At 66.5% G+C, this 14,380-nt stretch carries 14 protein-coding genes; 7 read left to right on the top strand and 7 right to left on the bottom strand.

Annotated features, from left to right (window positions below; all coding sequences use genetic code 11):
• Position 1: 1 nt before the first annotated feature.
• Positions 2-1,357, top strand: a complete 1,356-nt coding sequence (locus tag AC4OR5_RS15810) for an amino acid permease (RefSeq protein ID WP_003117687.1) — start codon at positions 2-4, stop codon at positions 1,355-1,357.
• On the opposite strand, the gene nhaB is transcribed toward AC4OR5_RS15810, so the two are convergent.
• Entirely contained in the window at positions 1,341-2,843 is a 1,503-nt protein-coding gene (nhaB, locus tag AC4OR5_RS15805) for a sodium/proton antiporter NhaB (RefSeq protein WP_003087967.1), read from the bottom strand. The two genes, AC4OR5_RS15810 and nhaB, sit on opposite strands and share 17 nt — an antisense overlap.
• Positions 2,844-3,066: 223 nt before the next feature.
• Between nhaB and AC4OR5_RS15800 the strand changes: the two genes are divergently transcribed.
• From AC4OR5_RS15800 to nudC, 3 genes are read left to right on the top strand one after another with little or no spacing between them, the layout of a single operon-like run.
• Positions 3,067-3,879: a crotonase/enoyl-CoA hydratase family protein gene (locus AC4OR5_RS15800; RefSeq protein ID WP_003087972.1), complete on the top strand. Its 813-nt coding sequence runs from the start codon at positions 3,067-3,069 to the stop codon at positions 3,877-3,879.
• A gap of 39 nt (positions 3,880-3,918) precedes the next feature.
• The gene (fimL, locus tag AC4OR5_RS15795) at positions 3,919-5,607 is read left to right on the top strand and encodes a type IV pilus/biofilm regulator FimL (RefSeq protein WP_003087974.1); all 1,689 of its coding nucleotides are present in this window, start codon (positions 3,919-3,921) and stop codon (positions 5,605-5,607) included.
• Positions 5,607-6,443, top strand: a complete 837-nt coding sequence (gene nudC, locus AC4OR5_RS15790) for an NAD(+) diphosphatase (protein WP_003139928.1) — start codon at positions 5,607-5,609, stop codon at positions 6,441-6,443. The genes fimL and nudC overlap by 1 nt, the downstream gene beginning before the upstream one ends.
• Here the strand turns inward: nudC and AC4OR5_RS15785 are convergent.
• The gene (locus tag AC4OR5_RS15785) at positions 6,411-7,190 is read right to left on the bottom strand and encodes a TSUP family transporter (protein WP_003087979.1); all 780 of its coding nucleotides are present in this window, start codon (positions 7,188-7,190) and stop codon (positions 6,411-6,413) included. The genes nudC and AC4OR5_RS15785 overlap by 33 nt on opposite strands.
• Positions 7,191-7,290: 100 nt before the next feature.
• Here AC4OR5_RS15785 and AC4OR5_RS15780 point away from each other — a divergent pair, with 100 nt between their 5' ends.
• Positions 7,291-7,935: a hypothetical protein gene (locus AC4OR5_RS15780; RefSeq protein ID WP_003087981.1), complete on the top strand. Its 645-nt coding sequence runs from the start codon at positions 7,291-7,293 to the stop codon at positions 7,933-7,935.
• Here the strand turns inward: AC4OR5_RS15780 and AC4OR5_RS15775 are convergent.
• Positions 7,932-8,837 carry a LysR family transcriptional regulator gene (locus tag AC4OR5_RS15775; protein WP_003132802.1) on the bottom strand — a complete coding sequence of 302 codons (906 nt, stop codon included), beginning with the start codon at positions 8,835-8,837 and terminating at the stop codon, positions 7,932-7,934. The two genes, AC4OR5_RS15780 and AC4OR5_RS15775, sit on opposite strands and share 4 nt — an antisense overlap.
• Before the next feature lie 131 nt (positions 8,838-8,968).
• Between AC4OR5_RS15775 and AC4OR5_RS15770 the strand changes: the two genes are divergently transcribed.
• Positions 8,969-9,730: an SDR family NAD(P)-dependent oxidoreductase gene (locus AC4OR5_RS15770; RefSeq protein WP_058160652.1), complete on the top strand. Its 762-nt coding sequence runs from the start codon at positions 8,969-8,971 to the stop codon at positions 9,728-9,730.
• Positions 9,731-9,890: 160 nt separating this feature from the next.
• Here the strand turns inward: AC4OR5_RS15770 and AC4OR5_RS15765 are convergent, their stop codons facing one another.
• The 4 genes from AC4OR5_RS15765 to AC4OR5_RS15750 all read right to left on the bottom strand — a co-directional run bounded on the left by AC4OR5_RS15765 (position 9,891) and on the right by AC4OR5_RS15750 (position 13,096).
• Entirely contained in the window at positions 9,891-10,658 is a 768-nt protein-coding gene (locus tag AC4OR5_RS15765; RefSeq protein ID WP_003087987.1) for an SDR family oxidoreductase, read from the bottom strand.
• A gap of 24 nt (positions 10,659-10,682) precedes the next feature.
• Complete coding sequence (locus tag AC4OR5_RS15760; protein ID WP_003087989.1) at positions 10,683-11,753, bottom strand: phosphotransferase family protein; 1,071 nt, start codon at positions 11,751-11,753, stop codon at positions 10,683-10,685.
• Between the two features lie 257 nt (positions 11,754-12,010).
• The gene (locus AC4OR5_RS15755; RefSeq protein WP_003087993.1) at positions 12,011-12,325 is read right to left on the bottom strand and encodes an SCP2 sterol-binding domain-containing protein; all 315 of its coding nucleotides are present in this window, start codon (positions 12,323-12,325) and stop codon (positions 12,011-12,013) included.
• 60 nt (positions 12,326-12,385) lie between these two features.
• Positions 12,386-13,096: a histidine phosphatase family protein gene (locus AC4OR5_RS15750; RefSeq protein ID WP_004349259.1), complete on the bottom strand. Its 711-nt coding sequence runs from the start codon at positions 13,094-13,096 to the stop codon at positions 12,386-12,388.
• Between the two features lie 233 nt (positions 13,097-13,329).
• Between AC4OR5_RS15750 and sohB the strand changes: the two genes are divergently transcribed.
• Positions 13,330-14,355 (top strand): protease SohB, encoded by a 1,026-nt coding sequence (sohB, locus tag AC4OR5_RS15745; protein WP_003087997.1) that lies wholly within the window; start codon positions 13,330-13,332, stop codon positions 14,353-14,355.
• The last annotated feature ends 25 nt before the right edge of the window (positions 14,356-14,380 follow it).

Below are 14,380 nucleotides of genomic sequence, written 5' to 3'. Positions count from 1 at the left end.
GATGGCGGGGGGAGAGAAGGCCGGCAAGCGCGGCATGGGGTTCTGGACCTGCAGCGCGCTGGTGATCGGCAACATGGTCGGTTCGGGAGTCTTCCTGCTTCCCTCCAGCCTGGCGGCGTTCGGCGGGCTCAGCCTGTTCGGCTGGCTGGTGTCGAGCACCGGCGCGGTGCTGCTGGCGCTGACCTTCGCCCGCCTGGCGCGGGTCAACCCCGGCGCCGGCGGCCCCTACGCCTATACCCGCGACGGTTTCGGCAGCTTCGCCGGCTACCTGTGCGCCTGGACCTACTGGAAAGCCGCCTGGATCGGCAACGCGGCGATCGCCGTGACCCTGGTCGGCTACCTGCGGGTATTCATCCCGGCGCTGGCGGATCCGCTGCTGATGGTCAGCGTGGCCATCGCCGCGATCTGGCTGTGCACCCTGATCAACCTGCGAGGCATCGGCACCTTCAGCGTGGTGCAGAACCTGCTGACCATCCTCAAGCTGCTGCCGTTGTTGCTGGTCGGTATCCTCGGCTGGTTCCACTTCAATCCCGAGCACCTGGCGATCCCGGCGCGCAGCGAGCTGCCGAACATGGGCTATGCCCAGGCGATCGCCACCACCGCGGCGCTGACCCTGTGGTCGTTCATCGGCCTGGAGTCGGCCACCGTGCCGGCCGACGACGTCGAGGACCCGCGCCGCACCATTCCCCGCGCGACCCTGTTCGGCACGCTGGCCGCGGCGGCCCTCTACATCCTCTCGATCACTGCGGTGCAGGGCCTGATGCCGCCGGAGGTGCTGGCCCGCTCCACCTCGCCGTTCGCCGACGCGGCGCGGATCCTGATGGGCGACTGGGGCTACTACCTGGTGGCTGCCGGGGCGGTCATCGCCTGCCTGGGCGCGCTCAATGGCTGGGTCCTGTTGCAGGGCCAGATCCCGGTGGCTCCGGCGCGCGACGGGCTGTTCCCGGAGTCGCTCGGCCAGCTCAACAAGAACGGCGCGCCGGCCCACGGCCTGCTGGCCTCGGGGCTGCTGGTGACGGCGCTGGTGATGGTCGACGGGCATGGCGACCTGGTCGATGTGTTCAACGTGATCATCCTGCTCGGCACCATGACCGGGGTGGTCCCCTACGCGTTCTGCACCGCCGCGCTGTTGCAACTGCTGGCGGTGCGACCGGACGAGTTCTCGCCGCGTTCACGCCGGCAATTGCTGGTGATCGGCTCGCTGGGCTTCGCCTACTCGCTATGGGCGCTGTATGGCACCGGCCAGCAGGCGATCTTCTGGGGCTTCCTGGTGCTGATGGCCGGTATCCCGATGTACACCTGGCGGCAATGGCGCAACCAGGTCAACGGAGTGCCGACGCTCAAAGCCAATGACTGACCGCCCACCAGCCCAGGCCGCCCATCACCAGGGTGTAGGGTAGCGCCATCCAGACCATGCGGCCGTAGGACAGGCGCACCAGCGGGGCGATGGAGGAGGTCAGCAGGAAGAGGAACGCCGCCTGGCCGTTGGGCGTCGCTACGCTGGGCAGGTTGGTGCCGGTATTGATCGCCACCGCCAGGGTGTCGAAATGCTCGCGGCTCATGTGGCCGGCATCCAGCGCCTGTTTCACCTCGGTGATGTAGATGGTGGCGACGAATACGTTGTCGCTGATCGCCGAGAGCAGGCCGTTGGCGATGAACAGCATGCCCGGCTGGCGTTCCGCCGGCAGCGCCAGCACCGCCTGGATGATCGGGGTGAACAGGTGCTGCTGGTGGATCACCGCGACCACCGCGAAGAACACCACCAGCAGCGCAGTGAACGGCAGGGCTTCCTGGAAGGCGCGGCCGATCTGGTGTTCGTCGGTGACGCCGGTGAAGGCAGTGATCAGCACGATCACCAACAGGCCGATCAGGCCGACCTCGGCGACATGCAGGGCCAGCCCGACGATCAGTACCAGCGCCGCCAGGGCCTGCACCAGCAGCGCGGCCTTCTGCTGCGCTCCGCGTTTGCGGCTTTCGCTGGCGGCGTACTCGGCGAGCACCTGGCGCACCGCCGCCGGCAACTGGGCGCCATAGCCGAAGCGGCGGCTCTTCTCCAGCAGCACGCAGGTCAGCAGGCCGGCCGCCAGTACCGGCATGGATACCGGCGCGACCTGGCGGAAGAACTCGACGAAATGCCAGCCGGCCTCGTGGCCGATCAGCAGGTTCTGCGGTTCTCCCACCAGGGTGCAGACGCCGCCCAGCGCGGTGCCGACCGCCGCGTGCATGAGCAGGCTGCGGAGGAAGGCGCGGAATTCTTCGAGATGGGCCCGGTGCAGCTCCGGGACCTGGCGGTCGGTGGCGGGATCGTAGTCCTCGCTGGCGCGCTGCCCCGAAGCGACCCGGTGGTACACGGCGAAGAATGCCACCGCCACGCTGATCACCACGGCGGTCACGGTGAGGGCGTCGAGGAAGGCCGAGAGGAGGGCGGCCAGCAGGCAGAACAGGAGCGATAGCAGGGCCTTCGAGCGCACGCCGAGCAGCAGGCGGGAAAACAGCAGGAGCAGCAGGTCCTTCATGAAGTAGATGCCGGCGACCATGAACATCAGCAGCAGGAGCACCGGGAAGTTGTGCTGCAACTCCGCATAGAGCGCCTCGGGGGTAGCCAGGCCGAGCAACAGCGCCTCCAGCACCAGCAGGCCGCCCGGCTGCAGCGGATAGCATTTCAGCGCCATGGCCAGGGTGAAGATGAACTCGCCGACCAGCACCCAGGCGCTTGTCACCGGCCCGGCCAGCCATAGCAGCAGGGGATTGAGCAAGAGGAAGGCGAGCACCGTCAGCTTGTACCAGCGTGGCGAATGCCCGAGGAAGTTCTGTGCGAAAGCCTGGCTCAGGGGACTGCTCACGATGGACTCCACGGCAAGGAAAAGACTGAAAATGCCAGCAGGACTTTCGTTGGATCAAGCGTTTAGCGCAATCATCGAAGAGATTGCGGTATCAATGGGCGTGCCGTGCATCACATAGTGCAGCATCGACATTTGGCTCGCCCTTGTTATAGTTGCGGGATTTTCCGCACAACAAAAATCTCTGCGTTCTGACAGCGCAGTTGCTCTGCCGAGGACTATCGCCGTGACCGAGTACAACGCATTCCGTGTGGAGCTGGCAGACAAGATCGCCCACGTCCAGATCAACCGTCCGGACAAGATCAATGCCATGAACCAGGACTTCTGGCGCGAGATCATCGAGATCTTCCGCTGGGTCGACGATACCGACGAAGTGCGGGTGGTCGTGCTGTCCGGGGCGGGCAAGCATTTTTCCTCGGGGATCGACCTGATGCTGCTGGCCCAGGTCGGCAGCCAACTGGGCAAGGACGTCGGCCGCAACGCCGACGCCCTGCGTCGCAAGATCCTCGAGCTGCAGGCCTCGTTCAACGCGGTCGACAACTGCCGCAAGCCGGTGCTCGCGGCGATCCAGGGCTACTGCCTGGGCGGCGCCATCGACCTGGTCTCGGCCTGCGACATGCGCTACTCGACCGCCGACGCGCAGTTCTCGATCAAGGAGATCGACATCGGCATGGCCGCCGACGTCGGCACCCTGCAGCGCCTGCCGCGGATCATCGGCGATGGCATGATGCGCGAGCTGGCCTACACCGGGCGCATGGTCGACGGCGAAGAGGCACGGAGCATCGGCCTGGTCAATCGTACCTACGCGGACCAGGCCGCATTGATGGATGGGGTCTTCGAACTGGCGCGGCAGATCGCCGCGAAGTCGCCGATCGCCATCCGTGGTACCAAGGAAATGATCCGCTATATGCGCGACCACCGGGTCGACGACGGCCTCGAGTACGTCGCTACCTGGAACGCCGCCATGCTCCAGTCCGCCGACCTGCGGGTGGCGATGGCCGCGCATATGGCCAAGCAGAAGCCGGAATTCGCTGATTGATGCCGTTGTATATTCTTGCGCGGGAGGCGCACTAGGCCGATGGTCACAGGAGCCACGTCCCTCAGTCTGGTGCGCGACGAGTTGTTCGCCACCATGGAACAGGCCGAACAGGGTCTTGAGCAGTTCATTGCCGAGCGGCAGAACGGCAGCCTGCTGCAGCACGCCGTCGAATGCCTGCAACAGATCCGCGGCACCCTCAACCTGATCGAGCTGGCCGGCGCCGAGCTGCTGGCCCAGGAAGCCCTGCAGCTGGCGACCGACATTCCCACCGGCGTCAGCGAGGAGCGCGACGGCCAGTTGGCAGCCCTGGGCAACGCCCTGTACGTGCTGCGCCGCTACCTGGAGAACGTCGAGGCCAATCGCCAGGAGATCCCCGAGCTGCTCTTGCCGGCGATCAACGAAGTGCGCTGTGCCGCAGGGCAGCCGGCGCTGCCGGAAAGCTTCTTCTTCAGCGCCCGCCTGGATATCCCGCGGCCGCCGAGCACCGCCATCGACCACCTGCCTTCCGAAGCCGAACTGGGCGAGGAAAGCCGGCGGATGCGCCACATGTACCAGATCGGCCTGCTCGGCCTGATCCGCGAACAGAACCTCTATCCCAGCCTCAAGCTGATGGGCCGCGCGCTGGCGCGCCTCGACAGCCTGCACGGCGGGGTGGCCCGTTCGCGGCTGTGCTGGATCGGCGCCGCGGCGATCGAGTCGATCGTCGATGGCCAACTGTTGCCGCGCAAGTCGCGCAAGCAACTGTTCTCGCGCATCGACCGCGAGCTCAAGCAATTGCTGATCGGCCCGGCCTACGAGGCGCCGCGCCATCTGCTCAAGGAACTGCTCTACCTGGTGGCGCTGTCCGACGGCCAGGGCCCGCGTTCGCGCGAGGTCCGCGAACTGCATGGGCTGGCGCCGCTGCCGTTCACCGACCACCTGCTGGAAGAGGAATCGCAGCGCCTGTCCGGCCCCGGCCAGTCGGTGATGCGTTCGCTGTCCACGGCGATCCGCGAGGAACTCGCCGGGGTCAAGGACATGCTCGACCTGATCGAGCGCGGCGTGGCCCAGCCGGACAGCCTGACCAACCTGCATGCGCAACTGGGCAAGCTGAGCAAGACCCTCGGCATGGTCGGCCTGAACTCGGCCGGCACCGCCCTGCAGACCCAGCTACCCACCGTGGCCGCCTGGGCTGCCAGCGGCGTCGCCGATTCGCCGCCGGCGTTGCTGCGCCTGGCCGATGCGGTGCTCTACGTGGAAAGCATGGTCGGCAACCTCGAGCGCGGCGAGCGCCGCATCACCCGGCCGACTCCGGCGGAGCCCGGGCAAGAAGCCGATGCGTTCGCCGTGCACCAGTTGGCCGAGGCGCGCATCGTGGTGATCGAGGAGGCCAAGGCCGGCTTGGCCCTAGCCAAGCGTGCGATCACCGCGTACCTGGAATCCAATGGCGACAAGCTCAACCTGGCCAACGTCCCGGCCAGCCTACAGGCGGTCCGGGGCGGCCTCTGGTTCCTCGGTCAGGAGCGCGCCGCGCTGCTGGTCGGCGGCTGCGCCGACTACATCCAGCAGCGCATGATCGAGACCGCGCAGATGCCTTCGGAACAGATGCTGGAAACCCTCGCCGACGCCCTGACCAGTCTCGAATACTATCTCGAGGGCGGTGCCGTGCTGCGTCCGCAGGGCCAGCCGGATGTCCTCGACCTGGCCAGCGCCAGCGTCAAGGCGCTCGGGCTGCCGGTGGCCGCCTGATGGCCGGCGAGTCCCGCTGGCAGGCAGGTCGGCCGACTACCGCCCAGGTCGGCGGCTGGGTGCTCGCGCACTGTCAGCAGCGCTTCCTCCAGGACGACAACGGCCTGCTGTTCCCCCGCGAATGGCTGAAGCGCCAGGAACTCCCGCTGCTCGCCGAACATGGGGTCGGCCATTGGCAGGGCGAGCCGGTCTACGTGCTGGAACTGGACGAGCCGATCGAGCTACCGGGCATGGCCTGGGCGCCGTTGCGGCAGTTCATGCTGCACGGCGATTTCGATCAGTTCTGCATGCTCGGCTATGCCAGCCAGATCGGCATCTGGGCACGTCACAACCGGTTCTGCGGCAACTGCGGCACACGCATGCAGGCGCAGGACCACGAGCGGGTGATGCAGTGTCCGCAGTGCGGGCTGCACCAGTACCCGCGCCTGTCGCCGAGCATGATCGTCCTGGTGACCCGGGGCGACGAGGTGTTGCTGGCGCGTTCGCCGCGCTTCGTGCCGGGGGTCTACAGTACCCTGGCCGGCTTCGTCGAGGCCGGCGAGTCGGTGGAGCAGTGCGTGGTCCGCGAGGTGCGCGAAGAGGTCGGGGTGGAGGTCGCCAATCTCGAATACATCGGCAGCCAGAACTGGCCGTTCCCGCATTCGCTGATGCTCGGTTTCCACGCCGAGTACGTGTCCGGCGAGATCGTCCCGCAGGAGGACGAGATCGAGGACGCCCAGTGGTTCTCCCTCGATGCCTTGCCGCCGCTACCGGCGCAGCGCTCGATCGCCCGGCACTTGATCGACCTGTACCTGGCGCGCCGCTCAGGCGCCGCTGAACCAGTGCTGCCAGGCTAGCCGCGCGGTCAGCGCCAGGACCACCAGGATGAACACCGGGCGAATGAACTTCGCCCCGCCGCCGATAGCGGTGCGCGCGCCGAAATAGGCGCCGACCATCAGCGACGCACCCATGCACAGGCCGAGCAACCAGATCACCTGGCCGGAGGCGACGAACACCGCCAGCGCCACTATGTTGCTGACGAAGTTCATGCTCCGCGCCACACCGCTGGCGCGGACCAGGTCCAGCGGGTACATGAGCAGCGAGCTGACGGTCCAGAACGCTCCGGTGCCCGGTCCCGCCACGCCGTCGTAGAAGCCCAGGGCGAGGCCCTGCGGCCACTGGCGCTTGCGTCCGACCGGCGCATCGGCGTCCAGCGGCGCCTTCGGCGTGCCGCCGAAGAGCATGTAGAGGCCGCAGGTGAATACCACCACCGGGAGCATCCGGTTCAGCCACTCGGCGGGCAGCAGGTGAGCCGCCCAGGCGCCTATGGCGGCGCCGATCGCGGTGGCGAGCAGAGCGTTGCGCCACTTCCCGGGATGGAACAGCTTGCGCCGGTAGAAGGTGTAGCTGGCGGTCGCCGCACCGAAGGTCGAGCTCAGCTTGTTGGTACCCAGCGCCAGGTGCGGCGGGACCCCGGCGGTGAGCAGCGCAGGGATGGTCAACAGGCCGCCGCCGCCGGCGATGGCGTCGATGAAGCCGGCGAGAAAGGCCACCACGGCCAGGATGATCAGGGTGCTGGGGTCTATCGCGAGTTCGAAGGGCATGAAAAACCGGACCTGCTTCCAATCGGGAAACGGCCTCGCTGGCCGTCGGGAGGAGGGGTGCGCATAATGCCCGCAATTTCACGCAGAAGGAATCGCTTGCATGCAGTACGACGGTCTGGCCTGGGCATTCGCGTTACTGGCCTTGCTGGCCGCCCTGGTCGCGGTGCGCATCCTCTTCGAACGCACCTGGTTCCTCGGCTGGCTGCGCGGCACCTGCGGCTTGGCCTTCGTCGCCGTGGCGGCGCTGCTGCTGGTGCTCGCCTGGGACCTGCGCAGCTACTCGCTGCTCAAGCCCGAGCAGCCGATGGCCACCCTGAGCTTCCAGGCCGAAGGGCCGCAGCGCTACCGGGTGCTGATCCAGGAGGGCGCCAACGAGCGCAGCGTGGTGCTGGACGGCGAACTCTGGCAACTGGACGCGCGGATTTTCCGCTGGAAGGGGCTGGCCGCGTTGATCGGTCTGGCGCCGGGCTATCGCCTCGACGCGCTCAGCGGCCGCTTCCTGGCCCTCGAACAGCAGTCCCGGGGCCGCCGCCTGGGCTTGTCGCAGAGTCCGCTGGGGGTCGATCTCTGGCGCTGGCTGCGGGCCGGCGAGCACGACCTGTTCCTGTTCGAGCCGCTGGCGGGGCGGGTGACTTTCCTGCCGATGGCGGACAAGGCGGTGTTCGCGGTGAACTACGGCGTCGCCGGGCTGCTTGCCGAGCCGATGAACCTGGCGGCCGAGGAGGCGCTCAGGGACTGGCGCTAGGCCATGCGAAAAGCCGGGGCGGCGGCGATCGTCTGGGCGGTTTCGCGAAAGCGTTCGATGAGGTCCGACGGCGTGCGGTAGGCCAACGCCAGCCGGTAGGGAATTCGCGCCCGCCGCCCTTGCAGGGGACGAAAGGTGACTCCCGGCGGGCGCAACGGTTGTAGCAGCGAAGGCACTAGCGCGACGCCGATGCCGCCGGCCACCAGCCCGGCGATGGTCTGCATCTGCCGCGCCTCCTGCACCACCTCCGGGACGAAGCCGGCTGCCGCGCAGGCGGCGACGATCAGGTCGTGCATGCCCGGCCCATAGTGCCGTGGGAACAGCAGCCAGGGTTCCCCGGCCAGTTGTTCCAGGCGCAGGCGCGCATGGCGTGCCAGCCGATGCCCTTCGGGCAATGCCACGCGCATGTCGCCGTCCACCAGTAGATGTGTGTACAGGCCGGGCTGGCGGTCGACCGGCAGGACGATCAGGCCGGCATCGATGCGGTCTTCGCGCAGCGCCTCCAGTTGCCCCGCGGTGGTGTCTTCCTGGAGCTGGAAGTCCAGCGCGCCATGCTGTTGGCGGAATGCCTGGAGTATGCGCGGTAGCAGAATATTGATGGTGCTGTCGACGAACGCCAGGCGCAACGTTCTGCGTCCGCTGGCGGCGCTGCGCGCGGCCGCCAGGGTGCGTTCGGCCTGGGCCAGGGTGCGCCGGGCTTCGTCGAGGAACGCGCGGCCCGCCGGCGTCAGGCGGTGGATACGGTTGTCACGCTCCAGCAGGCTGGCGCCGACTTCTTCTTCCAGCCGCCGGATCGCAGTGGTCAGCGGTGGCTGGGCCATGTGCAGGCGCTCAGCGGCGCGGCGGAAGCTCAGCTCCTCGGCAACCGCGACGAACTGGCGGAACTGGCGCAAGTCGGCCATTGCGATATCTCCCGGATATGGTGAGTTAAGAAAGACAGTATTGGATATATCGCGGCGAATCCGTCGAGAATCCATCCGTACGCTCGCTCTGGCCAGACGAGGCGTTCCATCCATCACAGAGGAAGCCCGTCATGCACACTCATTCTCCAACCCGCCGTACCGCCCTGGTCACCGGCGGCTCGTCGGGCATCGGCCTGGCCATCGCCCGGTGCCTTCGGCAACAGGGTTATCGGATCGCCCTGGTGGCCCGTGATTCCCAGCGCCTGCAATGCGCCGCCGCCGAGTTGGGCGGCGTGCCCTGGATGGCCGCCGATCTTTCCCGCCGCGAAGCTGTCGAGGCGGTGGCCGCCTGGGTCGGCGACACCTTCCAAGGGCTCGATGTGCTGGTGAACAATGCCGGGTTCACCCGAAAGATCGCCGCCACCACTCCGCTGGCAGAGGCCGAGCGGGAATGGGATGCGCTGCTGGACGGCAACCTGAAAAGCGCGTTCCTCATGTCGCTGGCGGTGCTGCCGCATTTCGCGGAAGAGGGCGGGCGGATCATCCATATCGGATCGATCGCTGCGCAGACCGGTAGCGGCAGTCCCGGTGCGCTGGGCTATGCGGCGGCCAAGGCCGGCCTGCATGGCTTCGGCGTGGCCCTGGCGCGGGAACTCGGTTCGAGCGGGATCACGGTGAACAGCGTGGCGCCGGGTTACATCGCCGACACCCGGTTCTTTCCCGGCGGCCTCGATCCGCAACGGGTCGCCGCCATCGTCGGCGAGACCCCGCTGGGCAGGACCGGCCGGGTTGAGGACATCGCCGCGGCGGTGGCCTGGCTGGCCTCGCCCGAGGCGGGGTTCGTCACCGGAACGGTGGTGTCGGTGAACGGTGGCTGGCGGGTCGGCAACTGAAGTGGAGGCGGCGGGTAACACCTATGGGGGTACTCGTCCGGCTACCCGAGAACGCAGGTGAATAGCCGTGGGGCGCCTGTCCCGCGCTGGTGCGAGGCATTGGCAATCCTGAAATGAAAAGAGGGAGCCCTGGCTCCCTCTTCGCGCGTTCGCCGTTCCGTCAGGAAAGGAAGCCGCCGTCGACGTTCAGCGCCACGCCGGTGGTGTAGCTGGACGCTTCGCTAGCCAGGTAGAGCACGGCGCCTGCCATTTCGCTCGGCTCGGCCACGCGCTTGAGCGGGATGCGCTGCAGGGCGAGGTTGCGGATCGCGTCGTTCTTCACCAGCGCCGAAGCGAACTTGGTGTCGGTCAACCCTGGCAGGAGGGCGTTGCAGCGGATGCCGAACTGCGCGCATTCCTTGGCGAAGACCTTGGTCATGCTGATCACGGCGGCCTTGGTCACCGAGTAGATGCCCTGGAACTCGCCGGGCGATACGCCGTTGATCGAGGCCACGTTGATGATGCTGCCGCCGCCGTGTTCCTTCATCAGCTTGCCGCCCTCGATGGACATGAAGTAGTAGCCGCGGATGTTGACGTCGACGGTCTTCTGGAAGGCGCCGAGGTCGGTTTCCAGTACGTTGCAGAACTGCGGGTTCGTGGCGGCGTTGTTGACCAGGATGTCGAGGCGGCCGAACTGCTCGCGGATCTGTGCGAAGACGTTCTGGATCTGCTCCATCTCGCCGATGTGGCAGGCGATCGCGGTGGCCTTGCCGCCCTCCGCGGTGATCGCGTCGGCGACCGCCTGGCAGCCATCGATCTTGCGGCTCGAGACGATCACGTGGGCGCCTTGCTGGGCCAGCAGCTTGGCTATCGCCTCGCCGATGCCGCGGCTGGCGCCGGAAACGAAGGCGATCTTGCCGTCGAGGTCGAACAGGTGGGTCTTGGACATGGGCTATCCCCTTGTAGTGGTCGGTTACAGGCGGGAGCGCTCGATGGCCTGCAGGCTCATCTGCTCCAGCAGCTTGTTCATCTGCACGAACTGGGCGAAACGCTTGTCCTGGGTCTGCCCGTGGTAGTAGCGGTAGTAGATCTGCTGGACGATGCCGGCAAGACGGAACAGGCCATAGGTGTAGTAGAAGTCCAGGTTGTCGATCGGCGGGATCCCGGCCCGCTCGGCGTAGTAGTCGGCGAACTCCCGGCGGGTCAGCATGCCCGGCAGGTGGCTGGGCTGGCGGCGGGTCAGTTGCACCGGAGCCGGGTCGCCGGCTTCCACCCAGTAGGCGAGGGTGTTGCCGAGGTCCATCAGCGGATCGCCGAGGGTGGCCAGTTCCCAGTCCAGCACGCCGATGATCTGCATCGGGTTGTCCGGGTCGAGGATCACGTTGTCGAAGCGGTAGTCGTTGTGCACGATGCCCGGCTTGTGGTGATCGGCCGGCTGCTTGTCCTTGAGCCAGGCCTTGACCGGTTCCCAGAGCGGCGCGTCGGGGGTCAGGGCCTTCTCGTAGCGGTCGGTCCAGCCGGCGATCTGGCGCTGCACGTAGCCGTCCGGGCGGCCCAGGTCGGCCAGTCCGCAGGCGGCGTAGTCGACGTTGTGCAGCTCGACGAACTTGTCGATGAAGCTCTTGCACAGGCTGCGGGTCTGTTGTTCGTCGAGATTCAGCTCAGGCGGCAGTTCGGCGCGCAGGATGATGCCCTTGACCCGTTCCATGACGTAGAACTCGGCGCCGATCACCGACTCGTCGGTGCAGTAGAGGTAGGCTTTCGGGCAGTAGGGGAAGCCTGCGTTCAACTGGTTCAGGATGCGGTATTCGCGGCCCATGTCGTGGGCCGACTTGGCCTTGTGGCCGAATGGCGGGCGACGCAGGACGAACTCCTGGCGCGGATACTCGATCAGGTAGGTCAGGTTGGACGCGCCACCGGGGAACTGGCTGATCTTCGGGGTGCCTTCGAGGCCGGGGATATGGGCTTTCAGGTACGGGTCGATGACGGCGGCGTCGAGTTCTTCGCCGGCGCGGATGCGAGTGGATTGGTCAGTCAGCGACATGGGGTTCCCTTCTCGTGGTGCCACGGCGGAGCCGCGGGAGCCGGTGCGCGCATCAGGCTGCGCAATGATGGTGACCGGCGATAATTGGCTAATCTAATGCCCTGTCCCGGCCCTCACAAGCCGCCGCCGGGCGTTATGGGCAAGCGTGTTGCCGCTCCATCACGGTCCCTGATCGTCGGCCTGGAGGAATGCCGGACGAAAAAAAACCGGAGCCGCGAGGGACTCCGGTTTTCCTTCTGGCATGGCGCCGGAAACGATCAGACCGGGAACAGTTCGCCCAGCTTCATCGCCAGCATCATGTCGCCTTCGGCGCGCAGCTTGCCGGCCATGAAGGCCTGCATGCCGTCGGTCTCGCCGCTGGTGATGCCCTTCAGGGTTTCGCTGTCCATGATCAGGGTGACGTTGGGGTTCTCGGCGTCGCCCTGTACCACTTCGCAGGTACCGTCCTTGACGACCAGGTAGTGGTTGTCGCCGTCTTCGATGTTGAACTGGAACACCAGATCCAGGCCGGCGGCCGCGCTGGCGTTGAACTTGCTTTTCATGGTGGAGACGATGTCAGCAACGGTGGTCATGGGTTCTATTCCTTTCTTCTAGGGTTTTTTCGGCGACCGGAACGGTCGCGGTAGGCCGGCTCATCGATAGGTGATGAGTTCCGGCGCCTTCAACAGTTCCAGGTGCACGTGACTGTTGAAGGAAGCCAGGGACACTTCCTCGCCGCGGAATCTCAGGCGAGTCAGCGAGGTATTGACGATCTGCCAGTTCAGCTCGAAGGCCTTGAGCGGCGGAACGCCGACGATCAGTTGGAGCAGGGCGGTAATGGTACCGCCGGAGGTAAACACGGCGACCCTGTCCTTGCCGCTGGCCTGCGCCAGCAGACGACGAAGACCGTCATGGACCTTATCGAGGAATTCCTGCCAGCTTTCCAGCCCATCTTTCTCATGGTTGCCGGAAACCCAGCGCGCGATGATGGTGGAGAACAGGCGCTGGAACTCGGCCCGATGCTCGGCCGCATGGCGAAGGATGTGCAGGGCTTCCGGCTGCTCCTCGAGCAGGTCCGGCAGGTGCGCGCGGATCACCGCGTCGGCTTCGAATTCGTTGAACGCCGGATCGACTTCCAGCTCCGGCGTGGCCAGCCCGGAGGACTCCAGGCGTTCGAGGGCGGCGCGGGCGGTGTGCTGCTGGCGGCGCAAGCCGCCGCTGAGGACGCGGTCGAAACGGACGCCGAGGTTCAGCAGGTGGTCGCCGAGGATTTCCGCCTGGCGGATGCCGGTCGGCGACAGCACGTCGTAGTCGTCGGCACCGAACGACGCCTGGCCATGTCGAATCAGGTAGATGCTGCCCACGGGCGGACCTCGGCGGGTGAAAGTTCCGCGAGGGTATGAGGATCACCCAGGGCTGTCAACGAAAAAACATACGCTTGTTTGAATCTCATTCGCTGCCTTTATCGGCTGCTCCGGGCGCGCCCTGCAAAGGCTCTCCAGGCAGCGGCATCGCTGGCCGCCCGTCGGTGGCCTGGGTATGCTTGCGCAATCGTGTCGCCCGTAGACGGGTGCGTCAACAGTAGAGAGGGGGTTGTGTGGAGTTCATTGCCGAATATGCGGGCTTTCTGGCCAGGACCGTGACCGTGCTGGCGGCGATCATCGTGGTGCTGGTGGTGATCGTCGCCCTGCGCGGCCGCGGCCGGCGCGGCGCAGGCGGGCACCTCGACGTGCAGAAACTCAACGATTTCTACAAGGACCTGCGCGAGCGGGTCCGTCACAGCGTCCTCGACAAGGCCAGCCTCAAGGCCTTGCGCAAGGAGGAGAGCAAGGCGGCGAAGCAGGCGAAGAAACATCCTGAACAGAAGTCGCGGGTCTACGTGCTCGATTTCGACGGCGACATCAAGGCCTCGGCTACCGAGCAACTGCGCCACGAAGTGACTGCGGTGCTGAGCATGGCGGGCAAGGACGACGAGGTGGTGCTGCGCCTGGAAAGCGGCGGTGGCATGGTCCATGGCTACGGCCTGGCGGCCTCGCAACTGGCGCGCATCCGCCAGGCCGGCGTGCCGCTGACCGTGTGCGTCGACAAGGTGGCGGCCAGCGGCGGCTACATGATGGCCTGCATCGGCGATCGGATCCTTTCCGCGCCCTTCGCCATCCTCGGCTCGATCGGCGTGGTGGCGCAGTTGCCCAACGTCCACCGGCTGTTGAAGAAGCACGATATTGACTTCGAGGTGCTTACCGCTGGCGAATACAAGCGTACGCTGACGGTATTCGGCGAGAACACCGAGAAGGGCCGGGAAAAGTTCCAGGAGGACCTGGAGGTGACCCACGAACTGTTCAAGAACTTCGTGGCCCACTACCGGCCGCAACTGAACATGGACGAGATCGCCACCGGCGAGGTCTGGCTGGGCCAGGCCGCACTGGGCAAGCTGCTGGTGGACGAACTCAAGACCAGCGACGAGTACCTGGCCGAGCAGGCCAGGGAGCGCGATGTCTACCAGGTGCAATTCGTCGAGCGCAAGAGCCTGCAGGAACGCGTCGGCCTGGCCGCCAGCGTGGTTATCGACCGCGTGCTGGTGACCTGGTGGGGGCGGCTCAACCAGCAGAAGTTCTGGCAATAGGCCGGCGCCGACAGGGACGAACACG

The organism is Pseudomonas sp. YA1, from assembly GCF_058680555.1.
The sequence above is the reverse complement of the archived record's forward strand: the minus strand, read 5'-3'. Positions and strand labels throughout refer to the sequence as shown.

What these genes read in the sequence shown, in the direction of transcription:
- AC4OR5_RS15775 (WP_003132802.1), bottom strand. Translation starts at nt 8,837, where the DNA reads ATGGCCGACTTGCGCCAGTTCCGCCAGTTCGTCGCGGTTGCCGAGGAG.
- AC4OR5_RS15760 (WP_003087989.1), bottom strand. Translation starts at nt 11,753, where the DNA reads ATGTCGCTGACTGACCAATCCACTCGCATCCGCGCCGGCGAAGAACTC.
- AC4OR5_RS15810 (WP_003117687.1), top strand. Translation starts at nt 2, where the DNA reads ATGGCGGGGGGAGAGAAGGCCGGCAAGCGCGGCATGGGGTTCTGGACC.
- AC4OR5_RS15785 (WP_003087979.1), bottom strand. Translation starts at nt 7,190, where the DNA reads ATGCCCTTCGAACTCGCGATAGACCCCAGCACCCTGATCATCCTGGCC.
- AC4OR5_RS15780 (WP_003087981.1), top strand. Translation starts at nt 7,291, where the DNA reads ATGCAGTACGACGGTCTGGCCTGGGCATTCGCGTTACTGGCCTTGCTG.
- nudC (WP_003139928.1), top strand. Translation starts at nt 5,607, where the DNA reads ATGGCCGGCGAGTCCCGCTGGCAGGCAGGTCGGCCGACTACCGCCCAG.
- AC4OR5_RS15765 (WP_003087987.1), bottom strand. Translation starts at nt 10,658, where the DNA reads ATGTCCAAGACCCACCTGTTCGACCTCGACGGCAAGATCGCCTTCGTT.
- AC4OR5_RS15770 (WP_058160652.1), top strand. Translation starts at nt 8,969, where the DNA reads ATGCACACTCATTCTCCAACCCGCCGTACCGCCCTGGTCACCGGCGGC.
- fimL (WP_003087974.1), top strand. Translation starts at nt 3,919, where the DNA reads ATGGTCACAGGAGCCACGTCCCTCAGTCTGGTGCGCGACGAGTTGTTC.
- AC4OR5_RS15755 (WP_003087993.1), bottom strand. Translation starts at nt 12,325, where the DNA reads ATGACCACCGTTGCTGACATCGTCTCCACCATGAAAAGCAAGTTCAAC.